The 15,486-nt window shown below is 39.9% G+C and carries 15 protein-coding genes; 6 read left to right on the forward strand and 9 right to left on the reverse strand.

What is annotated here, in order from left to right; genetic code table 11:
* Positions 1–230 precede the first annotated feature (230 nt).
* Complete coding sequence (gene priA / locus XEN7305_RS17545; RefSeq protein ID WP_052035197.1) at positions 231–2,663, reverse strand: primosomal protein N'; 2,433 nt, start codon at positions 2,661–2,663, stop codon at positions 231–233.
* A 627-nt stretch (positions 2,664–3,290) separates the two neighbouring features.
* On the opposite strand from priA, the gene XEN7305_RS17550 reads away from it, so the two are divergent.
* Positions 3,291–4,418 carry an RNA polymerase sigma factor, RpoD/SigA family gene (locus XEN7305_RS17550; protein ID WP_006510827.1) on the forward strand — a complete coding sequence of 376 codons (1,128 nt, stop codon included), beginning with the start codon at positions 3,291–3,293 and terminating at the stop codon, positions 4,416–4,418.
* Between the two features lie 112 nt (positions 4,419–4,530).
* Here the strand turns inward: XEN7305_RS17550 and ruvX are convergent, their stop codons facing one another.
* The 4 genes from ruvX to XEN7305_RS17570 all read right to left on the reverse strand — a co-directional run bounded on the left by ruvX (position 4,531) and on the right by XEN7305_RS17570 (position 7,085).
* Positions 4,531–4,974: a Holliday junction resolvase RuvX gene (gene ruvX, locus XEN7305_RS17555; RefSeq protein ID WP_006510828.1), complete on the reverse strand. Its 444-nt coding sequence runs from the start codon at positions 4,972–4,974 to the stop codon at positions 4,531–4,533.
* A 17-nt stretch (positions 4,975–4,991) separates the two neighbouring features.
* A complete protein-coding gene (locus tag XEN7305_RS17560; RefSeq protein ID WP_006510829.1) occupies positions 4,992–5,621 on the reverse strand; it encodes a DedA family protein in 630 nt (209 codons plus the stop codon).
* 74 nt (positions 5,622–5,695) lie between these two features.
* Positions 5,696–6,445 carry an NUDIX domain-containing protein gene (locus XEN7305_RS17565; protein ID WP_006510830.1) on the reverse strand — a complete coding sequence of 250 codons (750 nt, stop codon included), beginning with the start codon at positions 6,443–6,445 and terminating at the stop codon, positions 5,696–5,698.
* Between the two features lie 28 nt (positions 6,446–6,473).
* Entirely contained in the window at positions 6,474–7,085 is a 612-nt protein-coding gene (locus tag XEN7305_RS17570; protein ID WP_006510831.1) for a nicotinate-nucleotide adenylyltransferase, read from the reverse strand.
* A 114-nt stretch (positions 7,086–7,199) separates the two neighbouring features.
* Here XEN7305_RS17570 and XEN7305_RS17575 point away from each other — a divergent pair, with 114 nt between their 5' ends.
* The 4 genes from XEN7305_RS17575 to XEN7305_RS17590 all read left to right on the forward strand — a co-directional run bounded on the left by XEN7305_RS17575 (position 7,200) and on the right by XEN7305_RS17590 (position 11,167).
* Entirely contained in the window at positions 7,200–7,901 is a 702-nt protein-coding gene (locus XEN7305_RS17575; RefSeq protein WP_006510832.1) for an HAD-IA family hydrolase, read from the forward strand.
* A gap of 57 nt (positions 7,902–7,958) precedes the next feature.
* Complete coding sequence (locus XEN7305_RS17580; protein ID WP_006510833.1) at positions 7,959–8,870, forward strand: Hpt domain-containing protein; 912 nt, start codon at positions 7,959–7,961, stop codon at positions 8,868–8,870.
* A gap of 203 nt (positions 8,871–9,073) precedes the next feature.
* The gene (locus XEN7305_RS17585) at positions 9,074–9,343 is read left to right on the forward strand and encodes a hypothetical protein (RefSeq protein WP_006510834.1); all 270 of its coding nucleotides are present in this window, start codon (positions 9,074–9,076) and stop codon (positions 9,341–9,343) included.
* A gap of 60 nt (positions 9,344–9,403) precedes the next feature.
* Complete coding sequence (locus XEN7305_RS17590; protein ID WP_006510835.1) at positions 9,404–11,167, forward strand: fatty acyl-AMP ligase; 1,764 nt, start codon at positions 9,404–9,406, stop codon at positions 11,165–11,167.
* Between the two features lie 160 nt (positions 11,168–11,327).
* On the opposite strand, the gene XEN7305_RS17595 is transcribed toward XEN7305_RS17590, so the two are convergent.
* Complete coding sequence (locus XEN7305_RS17595) at positions 11,328–12,704, reverse strand: ATP-binding protein (protein WP_006510836.1); 1,377 nt, start codon at positions 12,702–12,704, stop codon at positions 11,328–11,330.
* A gap of 80 nt (positions 12,705–12,784) precedes the next feature.
* Positions 12,785–13,699 carry an alpha/beta fold hydrolase gene (locus tag XEN7305_RS17600; protein WP_006510837.1) on the reverse strand — a complete coding sequence of 305 codons (915 nt, stop codon included), beginning with the start codon at positions 13,697–13,699 and terminating at the stop codon, positions 12,785–12,787.
* Positions 13,700–13,930: 231 nt separating this feature from the next.
* Here XEN7305_RS17600 and infC point away from each other — a divergent pair, with 231 nt between their 5' ends.
* On the forward strand, positions 13,931–14,464 hold the full coding sequence (gene infC, locus XEN7305_RS17605) for a translation initiation factor IF-3 (RefSeq protein WP_006510838.1): 534 nt from the start codon (positions 13,931–13,933) through the stop codon (positions 14,462–14,464).
* A gap of 89 nt (positions 14,465–14,553) precedes the next feature.
* Here infC and XEN7305_RS17610 read toward each other — a convergent pair whose 3' ends face one another.
* Together XEN7305_RS17610 and def are read right to left on the reverse strand one after the other, a co-directional pair.
* Complete coding sequence (locus tag XEN7305_RS17610; protein ID WP_040898461.1) at positions 14,554–14,751, reverse strand: hypothetical protein; 198 nt, start codon at positions 14,749–14,751, stop codon at positions 14,554–14,556.
* A gap of 67 nt (positions 14,752–14,818) precedes the next feature.
* Complete coding sequence (gene def, locus XEN7305_RS17615) at positions 14,819–15,382, reverse strand: peptide deformylase (RefSeq protein WP_006510840.1); 564 nt, start codon at positions 15,380–15,382, stop codon at positions 14,819–14,821.
* Positions 15,383–15,486: the final 104 nt, after the last annotated feature.

Genomic DNA, 15,486 nt, shown 5'->3' on the forward strand with positions numbered 1-15,486 from the left:
ATACTTTATGATGACAACTTTAGGATGACGGATAAATAATATTAAAGCTCTAAAAGGATAGGTTGCCCCCGCAACAGTCCCAAATCCACCTAAAACTTTTTTAATCATGCAAAAAGGCCAACATTATGAGACAGCAGCTTTAATTTTAACTAAATACTGTTAATTTCAAACCAATAGCAGCAAACGGGTTAGATAATTTTCCATTTTCCATTTTTAATTTTCAATTATTCTCAATCCATACTTATTGGATCAACATCTATCGTCATCGCAACTCCCTTTGGACAGAGACTTTTCAATTGATTTAAACTCGGTAAATCTGGCCTACTAACCTCAGGGAACTTCAACAAAATTTGCCAACGATAACGACGCGCCACCCGCATAATTGTCGCTGGAGCAGGCCCCAACAATTCCCAATCCTCGTCCAATAAATTCAAACATTCATCAGCTATATTTTCCGCACATATTCGAACTTCCTCTTCTTCTACCCCACTAAGTTTAATCACAATTAATTTACCGTAGGGGGGATAACTCAAAGCTGCTCTTTGTGCTAGTTCTCTTTGGCTAAAACTACTATAGTCATGACTTTTCACAGCTTGAATCACCGAATGCTCAGGCGAATAGGTTTGAATAATCACCTTTCCCGGTTTATCTCCTCTACCAGCTCTGCCTGCAACTTGAGTTAAAGTTTGAAAAGCTCTTTCGGCAGCGCGATAATCGGAACGATGTAATAAGCCATCGGCTGAGACCACTCCAACTAAAGTTACTCCTGCAATATCTAATCCTTTAGTTAGCATTTGGGTGCCCACAAGAATATCTTTTTCCTTATTAGTAAAACTAGCAATCAGATCCCTATGGGCATTCTTATTACGAGTCGTATCACTGTCAAAGCGAATAAAACTAAGATCGGGAAATAGCTTGGTCAGTTCTTGAGTTACTCTTTGGGTTCCGCTCCCAAAATGTTTGAGATAGGGAGAACTGCATTCAGGGCAGGCATCTGGTTGAACACTGGTGAAATTACAATAGTGACAGCGCAGTAGTTTGGCTGCGCCCTCATGGATGTAGTGATAGGAAAGGGAAACATCGCAATGGGGGCATTCAATAACATATCCACAACTACGACAGGAGACAAAAGTGCTATGTCCTCTCCTGGGAATAAATAAAATACCCTGTTGTTTTTTGGTTTGAATATCTGAGAGTGCTTTTTGTAGCGATTTACTAAATATTGAACGATTTCCCTGATTCAATTCCTCTCGCATGTCTACAATTTCTACAGGAGGCAGCGATCGCGAACCAATTCGTTCGGGCAAAGACAAATAATGAGCTGATTTTTCTGGTTTCTGACTTGTAACTAAACTTTCCAAAGAAGGAGTTGCTGAACCTAAAATCAAAGGGCAATCTGATAATTCGGCGCGCCAATTAGCTACAGTGCGGGCATGATAGGTGGGAATGGGACGATCTTGTTTAAAACTAGAATCATGTTCCTCATCTAAAATAATTAACCCCAGATTTGGTAAGGGAGCAAAAATTGCCGATCTCGTACCGATAACAACCTGCGGTTCCCCTTGAATTGTTTGTCGCCAAGTATCATATCTTTCCCCATCAGATAATTTACTGTGATAAACACAAACTTGTTCTCCAAAACGAGCACGAAAGCGATCTGTAAGTTGGGGAGTCAAACCAATTTCGGGAACTAAGACTAATGCTGATTGTCCTTGGGCAAGCATAGGCGCGATCGCTTGAAGATAAACTTCGGTTTTTCCTGAACCAGTCACCCCATGGAGTAATAACTGAGCATAGCCTGTTTGTTGATTAATGATGGCTAATGCTGATGCTTGATAAGAACTTAATTTTTTGGCCTGGTCTGCCTGCTGCGCAATTCCCTGTTCTTTTCTCAGGACTTCTCGCTCTGAAATAATAATGTAGCCTTTTTCCGCAATTTTCTTGAGAGTATTGGGCGAGGTGCCCGCAACTTTAGTTAATTCGCTGAGCCAAATTTCCCCGCCATGATTGCGGAGAATCTTTAACACTTCTGTTTGTCGGGAAGTTAGATCTTCCAAAAACTCTTTGGCTACTAAGGTGACAGCTTTTTGTAGTTTGGCTTGAACTCGACGAGGAGATTCGAGATAACTTTCGACCCAACCTCTTTTGATGAGTTCTCGAATGCCGCGATCTGCCCCATGAATCTGATTGCGAAGATAGTTAACACTATAGTGACCATCTTTTGATCTTTGCAATAACTCTAAAACTTGTTTGCCAATCACCGAGCAAAAAACTTCTGCTCCCGAAGGAAGTGATTGCGATTTTAAACGAATCCGTCTTTGCGATCGCCCAAGTAGTCCAGGCGGGAGGGCGACCCGAACCGCACTCATCAAATCACTTAGATAATAATCGGCTAATTTTTGTAGTAATTCCCAATAGTGATCGGGAAAGAAACCGGAGGTGATTACATCTTCTATCGGTCGAATTCTTTGGGGATCGACATCTTCTGGTATCTTGTCCACCAGGCGAATTGCAATGCCGCCCACCATTTGCATCCCAAAGGGCACACTAACAATATCTCCCGCTTTTACCACCATCGGTGCCTGAACACTGTAGGTATACAACCCTTGAATTCCCGGAAAATCAACTAGAACCTCAACCCATTGTTGCTGAAGAGAAGACATTAAATATTCTTGCTGGGGTTCGGCTACTAAAAAATTCGCTTTTGACTCTACCAAATCGGCATAAATGCGATCGCTATTCACAGAAGATTTTCCTTAATTTTATTGTTGTAATTCTATCATCACTAAAAACTAAGTATAAAAAGACACATCAGAAAAACTAGAATTTTCGTAGATCATTATCTTTTTGTAAATATTCTCACAAAAATAATGGGCATTTTTGCTAATCTGAAACTTACGAACTCTTTTATAACAATTTTTTGAATTTTCCATACAAAAGCAAATAATCTTTATATTTACTTAAGATTTAAAGGAATGTTTTTTACACTTCTTAATGTATGTTCATAAACAAACTGGTGCATTTCTAGGTAGGTCTTGTTCTTCCTTTACGAGACTTGTCCCTATCTATCTCAATGGGATGAGACAGAAAAATTGAGGGTAATATCCTCAAAATAGGGAAACTCTAATGGATGCAGATTCATTAAAGAACATTAATTAAATCAAGAAAAAATGGGAAAAAATCTCCTTCGGGAGACTACCGCTTAAATAATTAGATTTAACGGAAAAGCGATGATTTGCTCTTATCCGAACCTTTACTAAAAAATTTCGATAAATACAGAGGAAAAGAACATGACTGTAACTACGATTAATCAATCCGACAAGATTGCTCAAGACAGCAATTCCTCATCTTTTCAAGAAGCAGAAGAAGACTATACAAATTCAGATTTAAAAACAGTAGAAGTCGAGTTTTCCGAGGAAAATATTCAAGCAGCAAATCAAAGAAAAGCCGTTGGCAGAAAAAGTAGCTTAGAGGATAATGTAGGGGCATTTTTCAAAGAAATGGCTCGCTATCCTCTGCTAAATACTGATGAAGAGGTTGTCCTAGCCAATGAAGTAAAGTTGATGGTCGAAGCAGAAGCGATCCGTCAAGATTTGATCGAGCAACTTGACAGAAATCCCAGCAGGGAAGAATGGGCCCAAGCGATCGGCTTATCCTCAACGAGGGAACTCGAAAAATTTCTCTATCGGGGAAAAGTTGCTAAACGCAAAATGATTCGTTCCAATCTTCGTTTAGTAGTTTCGATCGCGAAACGTTATCTGAATCGGGGTGTTCCGTTTCTTGATTTAATCCAGGAAGGAGCGATCGGCTTAAATAGAGCAACAGAAAAATTTGACCCCAATAAAGGCTATAAGTTTTCTACCTATGCTTATTGGTGGATTCGCCAAGCGATTACCAGAACTATTGCCAACGATGCCCGCACCATTCGCTTGCCGATTCATATCGTCGAAAAACTCAATAAACTCAAAAAAGCCCAACGCAATCTCAAACAAAAATTACAACGCAATCCGAGTGAACAAGAATTAGCTGATGAGTTGAAAATACCGCCAGCTCAACTGCGTCAATTGCTCGAATTACGTCGCCAATCCCTCTCCCTCAATCATCGAGTTGGTAAAGCAGAAGACACAGAACTAGTAGATCTTCTAGAAGATGATGATCTTCAACTTCCAGAAGAAAAAATGAGTGAGGCGATGATGCGTCAGGAAATCACTGATGTGTTAGATGATGTTTTGACTCAAAGAGAAAAAGACGTTATCTCCTTGCGTTATGGACTATTTACTAGTCAGCCCTACACATTAGAAGAAGTTGGGGGTATGTTCAATATTTCCCGCGAAAGAGTCAGACAAATTCAAAGTAAAGCCATGAGAAAACTACGTCGCCCTCAGGTAGCCAGAAGATTAAAAGGTTGGCTTAACTAGAATATTGACGTTTGAGCTCTAGAAATTGGCAAACTCATCTCCGGAGCCTGCTCTCAAAGCAGGTTTTTTATTGATTTATTTTTTTTAGTCTTGACAGAAATATGTTACGCAGTTAGATTCTTTGGTCTCTTAATTGTCTTTTTTCATCAAGCCATCTTTGTAAAATAATTGCCGCAGCTTGACGGTCGATAAGCCCTTTATCATAAGTTGAAAAGCGCTTTTGAGACTTCAATTGATTTGTGGCTTCATGGGAAGTCAATCTTTCATCGACATATTCAATAGGTAGACCTAAGGCAGGGGAAATTTTCGCAGCAAACTTTTGTACTTGCCTGGCCTGAAATCCTAACTCGCCACTCATCGAATAGGGCAAACCAATTACTAATATTGTGACTTCCCTTTCTTTGATAATCTCTTGTAGTTGCCTGATATCTTCGACCCAAGAACTACGATTAATCGTAGTGATTCCTGTGGCAATTAATCCAGTGCCATCACAACCGGCTACGCCAACCCTTTTTTTGCCAACATCTAATCCCAACGCAGATATTTTTTCTTTCATTGTTATGCCCTAAAATGCTACTCCTTGGCAACGAGTTTCTGGCGACTGTAATTAACAATCACTGGCAGAGTAAATAAAGCAATTATTATCAAAAATATCAAAATTCCTGCTTGGGTGATCCAACCAATAATTTGTTCTAAAGAAACAATTTGTCCCAAAAAATAAGACAAACTCACAATGATAAGAGCCCAAATTGTTGCTCCACCAAAGTTATAGATCAAAAACTTTCTATAGGGCATATTAGTGATTCCCGCCAGCGGGCCTGCAAAAATTCGCAGTAAAGTGACAAAGCGACCCCAAAATACGGCTTGCGCTGCATTTTTGCTGTATTTGTCCCTGGCCAACTCTAATTTGTCCTCAGGAATGCGAAAAACCTTGCTAATTTGAATTAAAAACTGCCAACCGCCAATTTTGCCAATCCAGTAGCCAAAATTGTCTCCAATGACAGCACCAGCGATCGCACTCAGCAAAACGCCCCAAAAACTTAACTCCCTACTTCCGGCGAGAAAGCCACCCACAATGGTGATTGTTTCCCCTGGGATGGGAATCCCCGTATTTTCTAACGCGATCCCGATAAATACTGCCCAATAGCCATATTGGCGGGCGATTTCTTGAGTATTCTCTAACGATAGTAATTCTAGGCTCATTCACAACCTTTACAAAGGTTTACTTCATATCATCTTGACGTGGATCAGGCATGAGTGTCAACTTAATCTAACTTTTAGATAAATACTAAAGGCTTATCTTTCAATGGCGCAAAAGCGATCGCATCAAAACAGTACAAACTGGCAGGTCGTCCTGCTCCACGAGAGACTTTGACTCCTGTGTCAGATAAAAAACCCAACTTTAAAAGTCGCGAGCGAAAGTTAGAGTAATCAGAAAAGTTTTCCCCCAAGATAGTGCAATAAAGTTGATAAATATCGTTGAGAGTAAATCTTTCTGGCAGCACCTCAAATGCAATGGGGCTATATTCCAATTTATTCCGCAAACGACGTGAACCATATTCCAAAATCTGATTGTGATCGAAGGCTAACTGAGGTACTTCTTGAACTTGATACCAAGCAAGATTATTTTCTTTTTGAGCGATAATTTGGGCTTCCTCGTACCGAACAAGAGCAAAGTAACTTACGGATAAATATCGCACGCCAAAACTTTCCGGTGCTTCTCTGGGATCTCTGCCTGGATTGCCAAAAGTATATAACTGCTCTAAATATAAGTTATTAACCTGAATTTTTTCCGCTAAAGTTCGATAAGCCGCCTCTTGCAGGGATTCTCCATGACGAACTAAGGTTCCAGGTAAACTCCAACAATCATTAAAAGGCTCTTGTTTTCTTTTGCGCAATAGCACTAATAGTCGATTACATTGGGTGTCAACAGAAAAAACAACATTGTCTACTCCAACTTTAAAATCTGCCAGAAAATCTTGTTTAAGCGCTGAATTTTGGAGATTTGTTGGTGAGTTTGATTTCATTAATTGAATTGGATAAATATTGCTTGCTCTAACAGATATCTGCTTCTAGCTCTTGAAACAAAAATTCTGAATTATGTTGATACAGATTTCGTTGCTTAATATACAATGCCACTGCTGGGGTCAATACTGTAGAGTCTCCTTGCACACGATAAGCAGAAGACGATGCTTTGAGAGAATCTAGAGCCGCAATCTTAAAGTTTCCTCCCAAATTTTTTAGGTTCTCTAAATCGGACTGCTCAATCCGATATCCTGGCCTGGGAACTATCAGAATTTTAACCTGTGCTAGTAATTCTTTAATGTGATACCAGCTACTTATTTGCACGAGCAAATCCGCTCCAATAACAAAGGTAAATTCGGCATTTTGCCAAATATCGCGGGCTTTTTGGATGGTAATTAAACTACGGCGATCGCTTAATTCTGGAAATAAATTAATCTTGTCCTGGGCAGAATCAATTTCTTCAATCGCTAACTGCAACATTTGGCTACGATTTTCTAAACTTGCTTGATGTTCCTTAAAAGGATTATCCGACGCCCAGACAATAACAGTATCGTAATGTTCCGCCAACCAGCCCAGTATTTTTTGATGTCCTGCCGTCGGGGGATCGGCACTAGTGCCAAATAATGCGATTTTTTTCACCATATGAATTGCGGCTGAGTAGAACAACTATATTTATAGTAAAATTTACCATAAATATTTTTCAAGGACATAACATACACTGTACCAAAGCTAGCAAATTAACCTAAAAACAGCTTAATGAACAAATCTTTACCAAAAGTTATTTTTTTTGATGCGGTGGGGACTCTTTTTGGCATCAAAGGCGGTGTTGGGGAAATTTACGCCGCGATCGCACTGAATCATGGTGTGAGCGTGGCAGCTGAGGAAATAGATCGCGCTTTTCGACAGAGTTTTGCCGCGGCAGAGCCTTTGGCCTTTAAGCATAAATCACCCAAAACAATCACCGAACAAGAATTTTACTGGTGGAAAAAAGTTGTAATCGCCACTTTTGTAGAAGCAAAAGCTCTAAATAATTTTACTGATTTCGATCTGTTCTTTGAGGAACTATATGTATATTTTTCTACGGAAAAACCCTGGTTTATTTATCCTGAAGTGATTAATGTATTAAATAATTGGCAACAAAAACAAGTTCCTTTGGGGATTATCTCCAATTTTGATACTCGTATCTACAACCTGTTGAAATTACTGGAGCTAGAACATTATTTTGACAGTATTACTATATCTTCAGAAGTAGGAGCTGCCAAACCAGAACCCAAAATCTTCAACACAGCTCTAGCAAGCTATAGTTGCCAACCCGAACAGGCTTGGTATATTGGTGATAGTTTCACCGAAGATTATCAGGGTGCTAAACAAATAGGGATGCAGGCTTTTTGGCTGAGAAGGGGACAAAATTTAAATCTCAGTAAAAACCAACTACCGACTTTGAATAGTCTGGGATAAACTTGTGTTGACATATATGTTTTTGATATAAGTAATTGATATTGGGGGGATTTAGCTTTGGATACAGCGAGTCAGCAGCGAATTTTAGGCTATTTCATAGAAGAAGCAAAAGAGCATTTGCAAACTTTGGAACAAGGAATATTAAACCTATCTACATCTGCTCAAGATGCTGAGATGGTTAATGAAATGTTTCGAGCTGCTCATTCTGTTAAGGGTGGTGCTGCAATGTTGGGTTATTCCAGCATTCAAAAAACAGCCCATCGGCTAGAGGACTCTTTTAAAATTCTTAAAGATAATTCTATTAACGTTGATCAAAAATTAGAATCTTTATTTCTTGCTGGATGCGATCATCTTCAAGATTTAATTGATCGCCTAGAAAGTTCTCCTGATTTTAGTGATGCCGATGCGATCGAAACTTTAGAAAAAGCCGAGTCTAATTTTTCTGTTTTGCAAAGTTATCTCGAATGCTTACTTTCAGAGGGTGCTTCCGAGAACTCACCGGCAACTGTCAATATTGCCGAGGAAGTAACCGCAATTCTCAAGCAAATGTTGCAGTTATTTAAACAAGCCGATAGTCCGGCTAATCGTCAGGAATTACAAAAACTTGCTCAAAGTTTGGGGACCATAGCTCCTGAGCAAGCTACTTGGCAAAAGTTTATCGCGATCGCAACCAAAGCAATTAGTAATCGGAAATATCCTTTTAAAACTATTGCGCAAATAGTCATCAGGGACATCAAGCAAGCTGGAGACAACTTAGACCAAGGGAAAATAAATGCCATTGTTCCGAGTAAAAACTTACAACAGCTTGCGGCAACTGCTCCTGCGAGCAATGAAACTGCTGCTCCAGTTGCAGCCCAACAAATCCCTCAGATTCCGATTCCTAAAGAGCCTGTCGCTGCGGCAAATATGCTGAAAAAAGTTTTCAATAGCGCTGAATTATCGCAAATCATTAAAATTCTCTCTAGTTGAGATACATCTTTATTCGACAGATACCTAGCTATTAATTGGTTATAACTAATTGGTTATAACATTCAAATAAGGCACGACTTTCTAAATCATGTGATTTTTAACTAAGTTTTATCAAACTAGCGTTATCAATGGTAACAATGGCTAATATATGAAATAATAAACCCTTATATTTTAAAGTTGGAAATGATAATTTAAGGGTTACTATGTTTCAACTAGGAAAACTTATTACCGAAGCAAACATGATCGTTATAGTTGTGCTTCGTTTTTTATTGGCTTGCTCAGTTATTGGCATTTTTGTTTGGAGTTTTTTGCGGACAGTGATTAGTGGAGTAATTGCTGCCAAGAAAATGCATCAAATCCCTTGCTCAACATGTAATTTTTTTACTAATGACCACCGTTTAAAATGTACTGCCCACCCTTATATTGCCAATACGGAAGAGGCAATTCAATGCCTTGATTATCAATCTCACTAAACTCTCACTTAGGCGAATTATCGGATATGGTGTAGATTGATTAAAAACAATCAAGAGTTAATGAGTGGTTTGGAAAACACGATCGCGGCAGATACCCTAATCGATATCTTACAATATCGGGCAAGCTCACAACCCGACCAGACTATATATACTTTTTTAGTGGACGGAGAAACCGAGGAAATAACTTTAACTTATAAACAGTTAAACCAAAAAGCAAAAGCTATTGCTGCCGGTCTCCAATCTCTGGGCGCTCCTCAAGAAAGGATTTTATTGCTTTATCCCCCTGGTCTAGGCTTTATAGAGGCTTTTTTCGGTTGTTTATACGCTGGTGCGATCGCAATACCAGCCTATCCACCTCGTCCAAATCGCTCTATTACGAGAATTCAAAGTATCATTAAAGACGCGCAACCGACCTTAGCTTTAACTACCAATTCAATTCTCAATGGATTACAAAGAAGAGTCGAGCAAGCACCAGAGCTCAAAACTCTACGCTGGTTGGCAACAGACGATTTAGAACCACACCATGCTGCTAAATGGCAAAAAACTCCCCTTTCGGTAGATGATATAGCTTTTTTGCAGTACACCTCTGGTTCGACCGCTGAGCCTAAAGGTGTCAAAATTGCCCATCACAATTTGTTGCATAATCTCCAAGCAATTCACCAATGTTTTCAACATACAACCCAAAGCCAAGGGGTAATTTGGCTACCGCCCTATCATGATATGGGATTAATTGGCGGCGTCTTGCAGCCTCTTTTTGGAGATTTTCCCGTAGTTTTGATGTCTCCTTTGATCTTTTTGCAGAATCCTTTGCGTTGGTTGAAGGCAATCTCTCGCTATCGGGGAACTACTAGCGGAGGCCCTAATTTTGCCTATGACCTTTGTGTCCGAAAATTTCAACCTGAGCTTGACCTGGATTTGGATCTCAGCAGTTGGGATTTAGCATTTAATGGTGCCGAACCAATTAATTATGCAAGTTTAGAAAAATTCGCCACTACTTTCCGTCCCTACGGTTTTCGGCCTGAGGCTTTTTATCCTTGTTATGGAATGGCCGAAGCAACGTTAATTATTTCTGGTGGTAATAAAAAGTCCCTTGCTACGACAAAGACTATTAGCAGTAAAGAATTAGAGCAGAATTTGGTAGTTGAGGCTTTCCCTACTGATGAAGATTCTCGAACTCTAGTAAGTTGTGGTCATAGTTTAGCGGATCAGCAAGTTGCGATCGTCGATCCCCAATCCTTAACTTCTTGTCCCTCAGGAAAAATTGGGGAAATTTGGGTTACAGGGCCCAGTATCGCTGAGGGTTATTGGAGCAACTCAGAAATAACCAATAATACTTTTGAAGCTCAACTTCCGGAAATACAAGATTTGCGTTTTTTGCGAACTGGCGATTTAGGTTTTATTGATCAAGGAGAATTATTTGTTACGGGTCGTCTCAAGGATGTGATTATTATCAAAGGTCGCAATCATTATCCCCAGGATATTGAGAGAACTGTCGAAGCTTGCAATCAGTTTATTCGACCTAGTTCTGTTGCTAGTTTTGCGATCGCAGAAAACGAAGAAGATCAATTGGTTGTCTTGGCAGAAGTAGATCGTCATTATTGGCATGGACAAAGAAATTCTGACCAATCTCCAGAAGAAAAGGCAGCAGCTAAAGCCGAAAAGGTTCAACAATTGGTTCAAATAATTCGTAGTGCCATTTCAAAACATCATGACCTACAAACCCATAGTGTTTTAATTTTGAAATCTGGTGCTATTCCCAAAACCTCTAGTGGCAAAATCCAACGCCATATTTGTCGCGATCGCTTTTTGAGAAATGAATTTTGAACGAAGGCAGAGGACAGCGGTGAGACCCTGCGCCGAACCTCTCTAAATATCTCCTGAAAGGAGAGACTATATTGTTCCCCTTCCTGTAGGAAGGGGTTAGGGGTAGGTGGCGCAAGGGAATGTCTACCAAGAGAGAGGGCAGAGAGTAGAAGGCAGAAGTTCAATGCTTAATTGGTAATCGAACTTGGAAATTGGTATGCCCTGGGACAGATTCAAAGCGAATATTTCCCTTATGCTCTTGGACAACGATGCGACGAGCAATATCTAAACCTAAACCAGTGCCCTTGCCGACTTCTTTACTGGTAAAAAAAGGTTCAAAAATTCGAGGTTGCAGTTCGCTCGCAATTCCTGAGCCATTATCGATAATTTCGACCAGCACACAGTTATTTTCTAGACAAGTACGAATTGTGAGCTCTCCTTTACCATTCATGCCATCGATGGCATTATCAATAAGATTAGTCCATACCTGATTTAGTTTGCTGCCGTAGGCGACAATTTTAGGAATATCTCCACTGTATTTTTTATGGACATTGATGCCATATTTAATTTTGTGATGCAACATCTTGAGAGTATTATTGATGCCTTCATGTAAATCTACTTTCTGGGACGGAGCACGATCCATATAGGAGTAGTTTTTAATTGCTGTTACCAAGTCGGAAATCCGAGACGTACTTTGTTCCACTTCGCCAACTAGACCATTCATCGTTAAAGTAGCTTCGAGCCAAATTAAGGCTTCACTAAAAGCCTCACTGACCATTGATTGAGCTAGCTTTTCCAGGCAAGAGCTATCGATGCCACCGCTTACTAAACTAGGGACAATTTCCCAAGCGTTCTGAATATCTTTTTCCTCCAACCAATCGATTAATTCATCTTCGCGATCGCTCTGTTCTAGAGGGGAAATTTGTGACCCTTGGCTGATGTGGGTTAATGCTGTTTGTTGCAAATTTTTGAGTATTTGACGATGCTCAGCAGAAAAATTTTTACCTCGGAGGTTAAGCATTTGTGATTGCAGATTCGCGATCGCGGAATTGAGTTGCTGAGCAGCTCTCCGCCCCGCAGCAGCAGGATTATTAAGCTCATGAGCCAATCCCGCCGATAATTTACCTAATGCGGCTAATTTCTCTTGTTGGCGTAGTCTTACTTCCAATTCTTTAGAACGCTCTGCCAAAGCAGGCACAAATAAATCAATACTATCGGGACAATTTTTTAGTAAATTTTTAAAATCATCAAATTTAATCACACGGGAAGTGTTAATACTGCTTGCTGTTGCAGTACAAATTCCCCCCGTCAGCATCGATAAATCCCCAGTAAATTCGCCTCGACGATGAATTGTTATGACTAATTCTTCTATGCCTAATTGTTTCGTAATTTTAATTTCCCCATCTAGCACAACGTAAAAGCTATCAGCAGGTTCTCCCTCTTGGAACAGTATTTCCCCTGGTTTTAGATGCAAAATTAAACCACAAGTAGTAAGTTTTTCAAGATTTTCTTCGGCCAGGGTGGGGAATAAAATCGATTCGGATTTGGTAGCGCTCATGAAGATTGATTAGGGAATAGGGAACAGGGAACGGGAAACAGGAAGGAGAAGAGATTTATATCGGGTTGGATGAGTGATGCTCAGTTTATAAGTATTTTACTTAGCCATTCTAAAAGAATTTTATTAAAGAGCTCTGGGGATTCATCATGGGGGCAATGACCCATCTTATCTAATTCAATTAATTCAATTTTGTCATTCAAACCGGCGAAAAAAGAAGCCAAATTAGAAGGCACCATCCTATCTTGAAGACCCCAAATCAAAAGCATGGGAATGGTCAATTCTGGTAAAACTTGTTTTGCCCCCAGAGAAAAATTTGCTTTTCTCACCCCTTGAGATAAATTATATAGAGTTCTATCTGCATCTTTATCATAGGCAGGAGCTGACAAAATTTGGACAAGTTCATCATTAACCGCATTATTATCCTCATAGGCCACTTTAGCCCAACGACTGATAATAGATGGTTGACGAAGTATTTTTAATAAAATTTTGATTAATAAAGGAGAAGCGATTAAATTTTCTAGGGAAGTTACCAAAGGTTGAATAGCCGAGGGAATCATCTCTTGTCGGATGGACACATCTGGGAGACTTAACATTACGATCGCCTTAACCATCTCTGGATAAATCGCCGCAATGTTCATACAAACTAAAGAACCAATAGAGTTTCCCACGAGCACTACTGGCTCTCCAATAAAAGCTTCCCAGAAATCATGTACTTGCTCTACCCAAAGCTTGACTGTGTATTCAGTGTCTGCTTTCCGAGATGCCCCAAATCCCAATAGATCGAGAGCGTAAACAGGATATTCTTGTCCTAGTACTGGGATATTGTGCCGCCAATGCTCAATTGAAGCACCAAAACCGTGAATTAAGATCAAAGGAGTTTGCTTAGCTTCTAAAGAAATCGTCTGTGTGGGGAAATAACTATAACGAGTTTGCCAACCACGCCAAATCCAGTCTCGTTGGTTCCCAATCCTCTCTTGCCAAGATCTCTGACCCATTAAAATTTCTTACTTCAAAAATATTTACAATAATCAATGGAACTCCCCGAATTCCATCTATTCCTCTTCATAGCTAGATTGATGATCGAATATTAGATAAGTTAAATTTAAAACTATAGCTATTTTAACGATCTTTACCCTGACAAGATAGGTAAAATAGCAAGTAAGTGAAAGTTATTTAGCCATCTTTATAGTTTTACCAAATTACATTTTAGTTACAAAAAAACGCCTGTGAGAGATAAAAGACGCACCAATAATAGCGATCTAACCAAAACAAACGGACAAATCCGCTTTCCTAATATCAGAGTTATCGACTCTGAGGGGAATCCATTGGGAATTATTACCCCCAAAGAAGCTATGGCTATAGCCTTAGAGAAAAATTTGGATCTCGTGCTAGTGAGCGAAACTGCCAAACCCCCTGTTTGCAAAATCATGGACTATGGCAAGTATAAATACGAGAGGGACAAAAAGTTAAAAGAGGCCAAGAAAAAGCAGCATAATGCCGATGTAAAAGAAGTTAAAATGCGCTATAAGATTGAAGAGCATGATTATCAGGTGCGTGTCAAAAATGCTCAACGTTTCCTCCAGTCGGGAGACAAGGTAAAGGCAACGATTAGTTTCCGTGGTCGGGAAATTCAACATTCCAATCTCGCCATGGATCTTCTCAAAAGGATGGCTGCGGACTTGGAAGATTTTGGTGAAGTGCAGCAAAGACCGAAGAGAGAAGGCCGCAATATCATGATGATGATCTCACCTAAGAAATAGAGGTGTTGGGTATTAGGTTTTAGGTATTAGGTTTTAGCTACTAAAGTTACTTGCTATTGCCCATTACCCATTACCCATTACCCATTAAATTATTTCTGATTAGCCTTGGTGTCTTGAACTGCGCCCCAAAAGGACACAACAGTCAAAGGAATGCTGGCAGCAAGAATAATTTCTGTCGTGAGGCTGCCTAGTTCGGGGTGGCCTGAGGATAGTTCGAATATTGAGCCAACTGCTGCGATCGCAGTAATGCAACAAAAAGCCAACAAAACTCCACTTTTGGCGGTTATAGGGGTCATGTTATTAAATCTCCTTAAAATTAATTTCTAAATTTTTATCCTTCCCTTGACGATTGTCTCATTTAACATGCTTAACCGCATTCACCGCAAAGCCCTGTTTTTTGAGCTCTTCGTTTAAGGCGATCTCATTTTCTACGCGATCGACAAACATTACACCATTAAGATGATCCATTTCATGTTGGATAACGCGAGCCAACAAATCCTTGGCCTGGATTTTGCGAGGTTTGCCATTTTCGTCTTTAAAGGACACTTCGATCGCCTCAGGACGAGTTACATCCAGATACACTCCAGGGATACTTAAGCAACCCTCCTCAGCACTGCAAATTTGCTTGCTAGAGCGAGTGATTTTCGGGTTAATCAAAACCAAAGGGGGACTGTCTGGTTTATCTAGTTCACAGTCCACAACAATTAACTGTTTATTTACTCCTACTTGCGGCGCAGCTAAACCAATGCCGTCTTGGCTGTACATAGTTTGCAGCATTTCCTTGGCCAGCTTTCTGATATTGTCATCAATCTTCGCCACCCGTTTAGCTGGTTGGCGCAGAACGCGATCGCCTAAATAATGAAGTTCTAGCGGCGGCTGTTTTAACTTTTTCTTTTCTACTGCAATTGCCGGATTCATATAGTTAACGAGGTCAAATAATTATCTAGTTTTATCTTCTCATCCTAACAATTAGCATAGCATTACCAGTTATCAGTCATAAGCTATACAGTCATCAGTTTGCG

This window comes from Xenococcus sp. PCC 7305, assembly GCF_000332055.1.
Taxonomy (GTDB): Bacteria; Cyanobacteriota; Cyanobacteriia; order Cyanobacteriales; family Xenococcaceae; genus Xenococcus.

What these genes read in the sequence shown, in the direction of transcription:
- XEN7305_RS17560 (WP_006510829.1), bottom strand. Translation starts at nt 5,621, where the DNA reads ATGAGCCTAGAATTACTATCGTTAGAGAATACTCAAGAAATCGCCCGC.
- XEN7305_RS17590 (WP_006510835.1), top strand. Translation starts at nt 9,404, where the DNA reads ATGAGTGGTTTGGAAAACACGATCGCGGCAGATACCCTAATCGATATC.
- XEN7305_RS17595 (WP_006510836.1), bottom strand. Translation starts at nt 12,704, where the DNA reads ATGAGCGCTACCAAATCCGAATCGATTTTATTCCCCACCCTGGCCGAA.
- priA (WP_052035197.1), bottom strand. Translation starts at nt 2,663, where the DNA reads ATGTCTTCTCTTCAGCAACAATGGGTTGAGGTTCTAGTTGATTTTCCG.
- def (WP_006510840.1), bottom strand. Translation starts at nt 15,382, where the DNA reads ATGAATCCGGCAATTGCAGTAGAAAAGAAAAAGTTAAAACAGCCGCCG.
- XEN7305_RS17550 (WP_006510827.1), top strand. Translation starts at nt 3,291, where the DNA reads ATGACTGTAACTACGATTAATCAATCCGACAAGATTGCTCAAGACAGC.
- ruvX (WP_006510828.1), bottom strand. Translation starts at nt 4,974, where the DNA reads ATGAAAGAAAAAATATCTGCGTTGGGATTAGATGTTGGCAAAAAAAGG.
- XEN7305_RS17600 (WP_006510837.1), bottom strand. Translation starts at nt 13,699, where the DNA reads ATGGGTCAGAGATCTTGGCAAGAGAGGATTGGGAACCAACGAGACTGG.
- XEN7305_RS17575 (WP_006510832.1), top strand. Translation starts at nt 7,200, where the DNA reads ATGAACAAATCTTTACCAAAAGTTATTTTTTTTGATGCGGTGGGGACT.
- XEN7305_RS17570 (WP_006510831.1), bottom strand. Translation starts at nt 7,085, where the DNA reads ATGGTGAAAAAAATCGCATTATTTGGCACTAGTGCCGATCCCCCGACG.
- XEN7305_RS17585 (WP_006510834.1), top strand. Translation starts at nt 9,074, where the DNA reads ATGTTTCAACTAGGAAAACTTATTACCGAAGCAAACATGATCGTTATA.
- XEN7305_RS17565 (WP_006510830.1), bottom strand. Translation starts at nt 6,445, where the DNA reads ATGAAATCAAACTCACCAACAAATCTCCAAAATTCAGCGCTTAAACAA.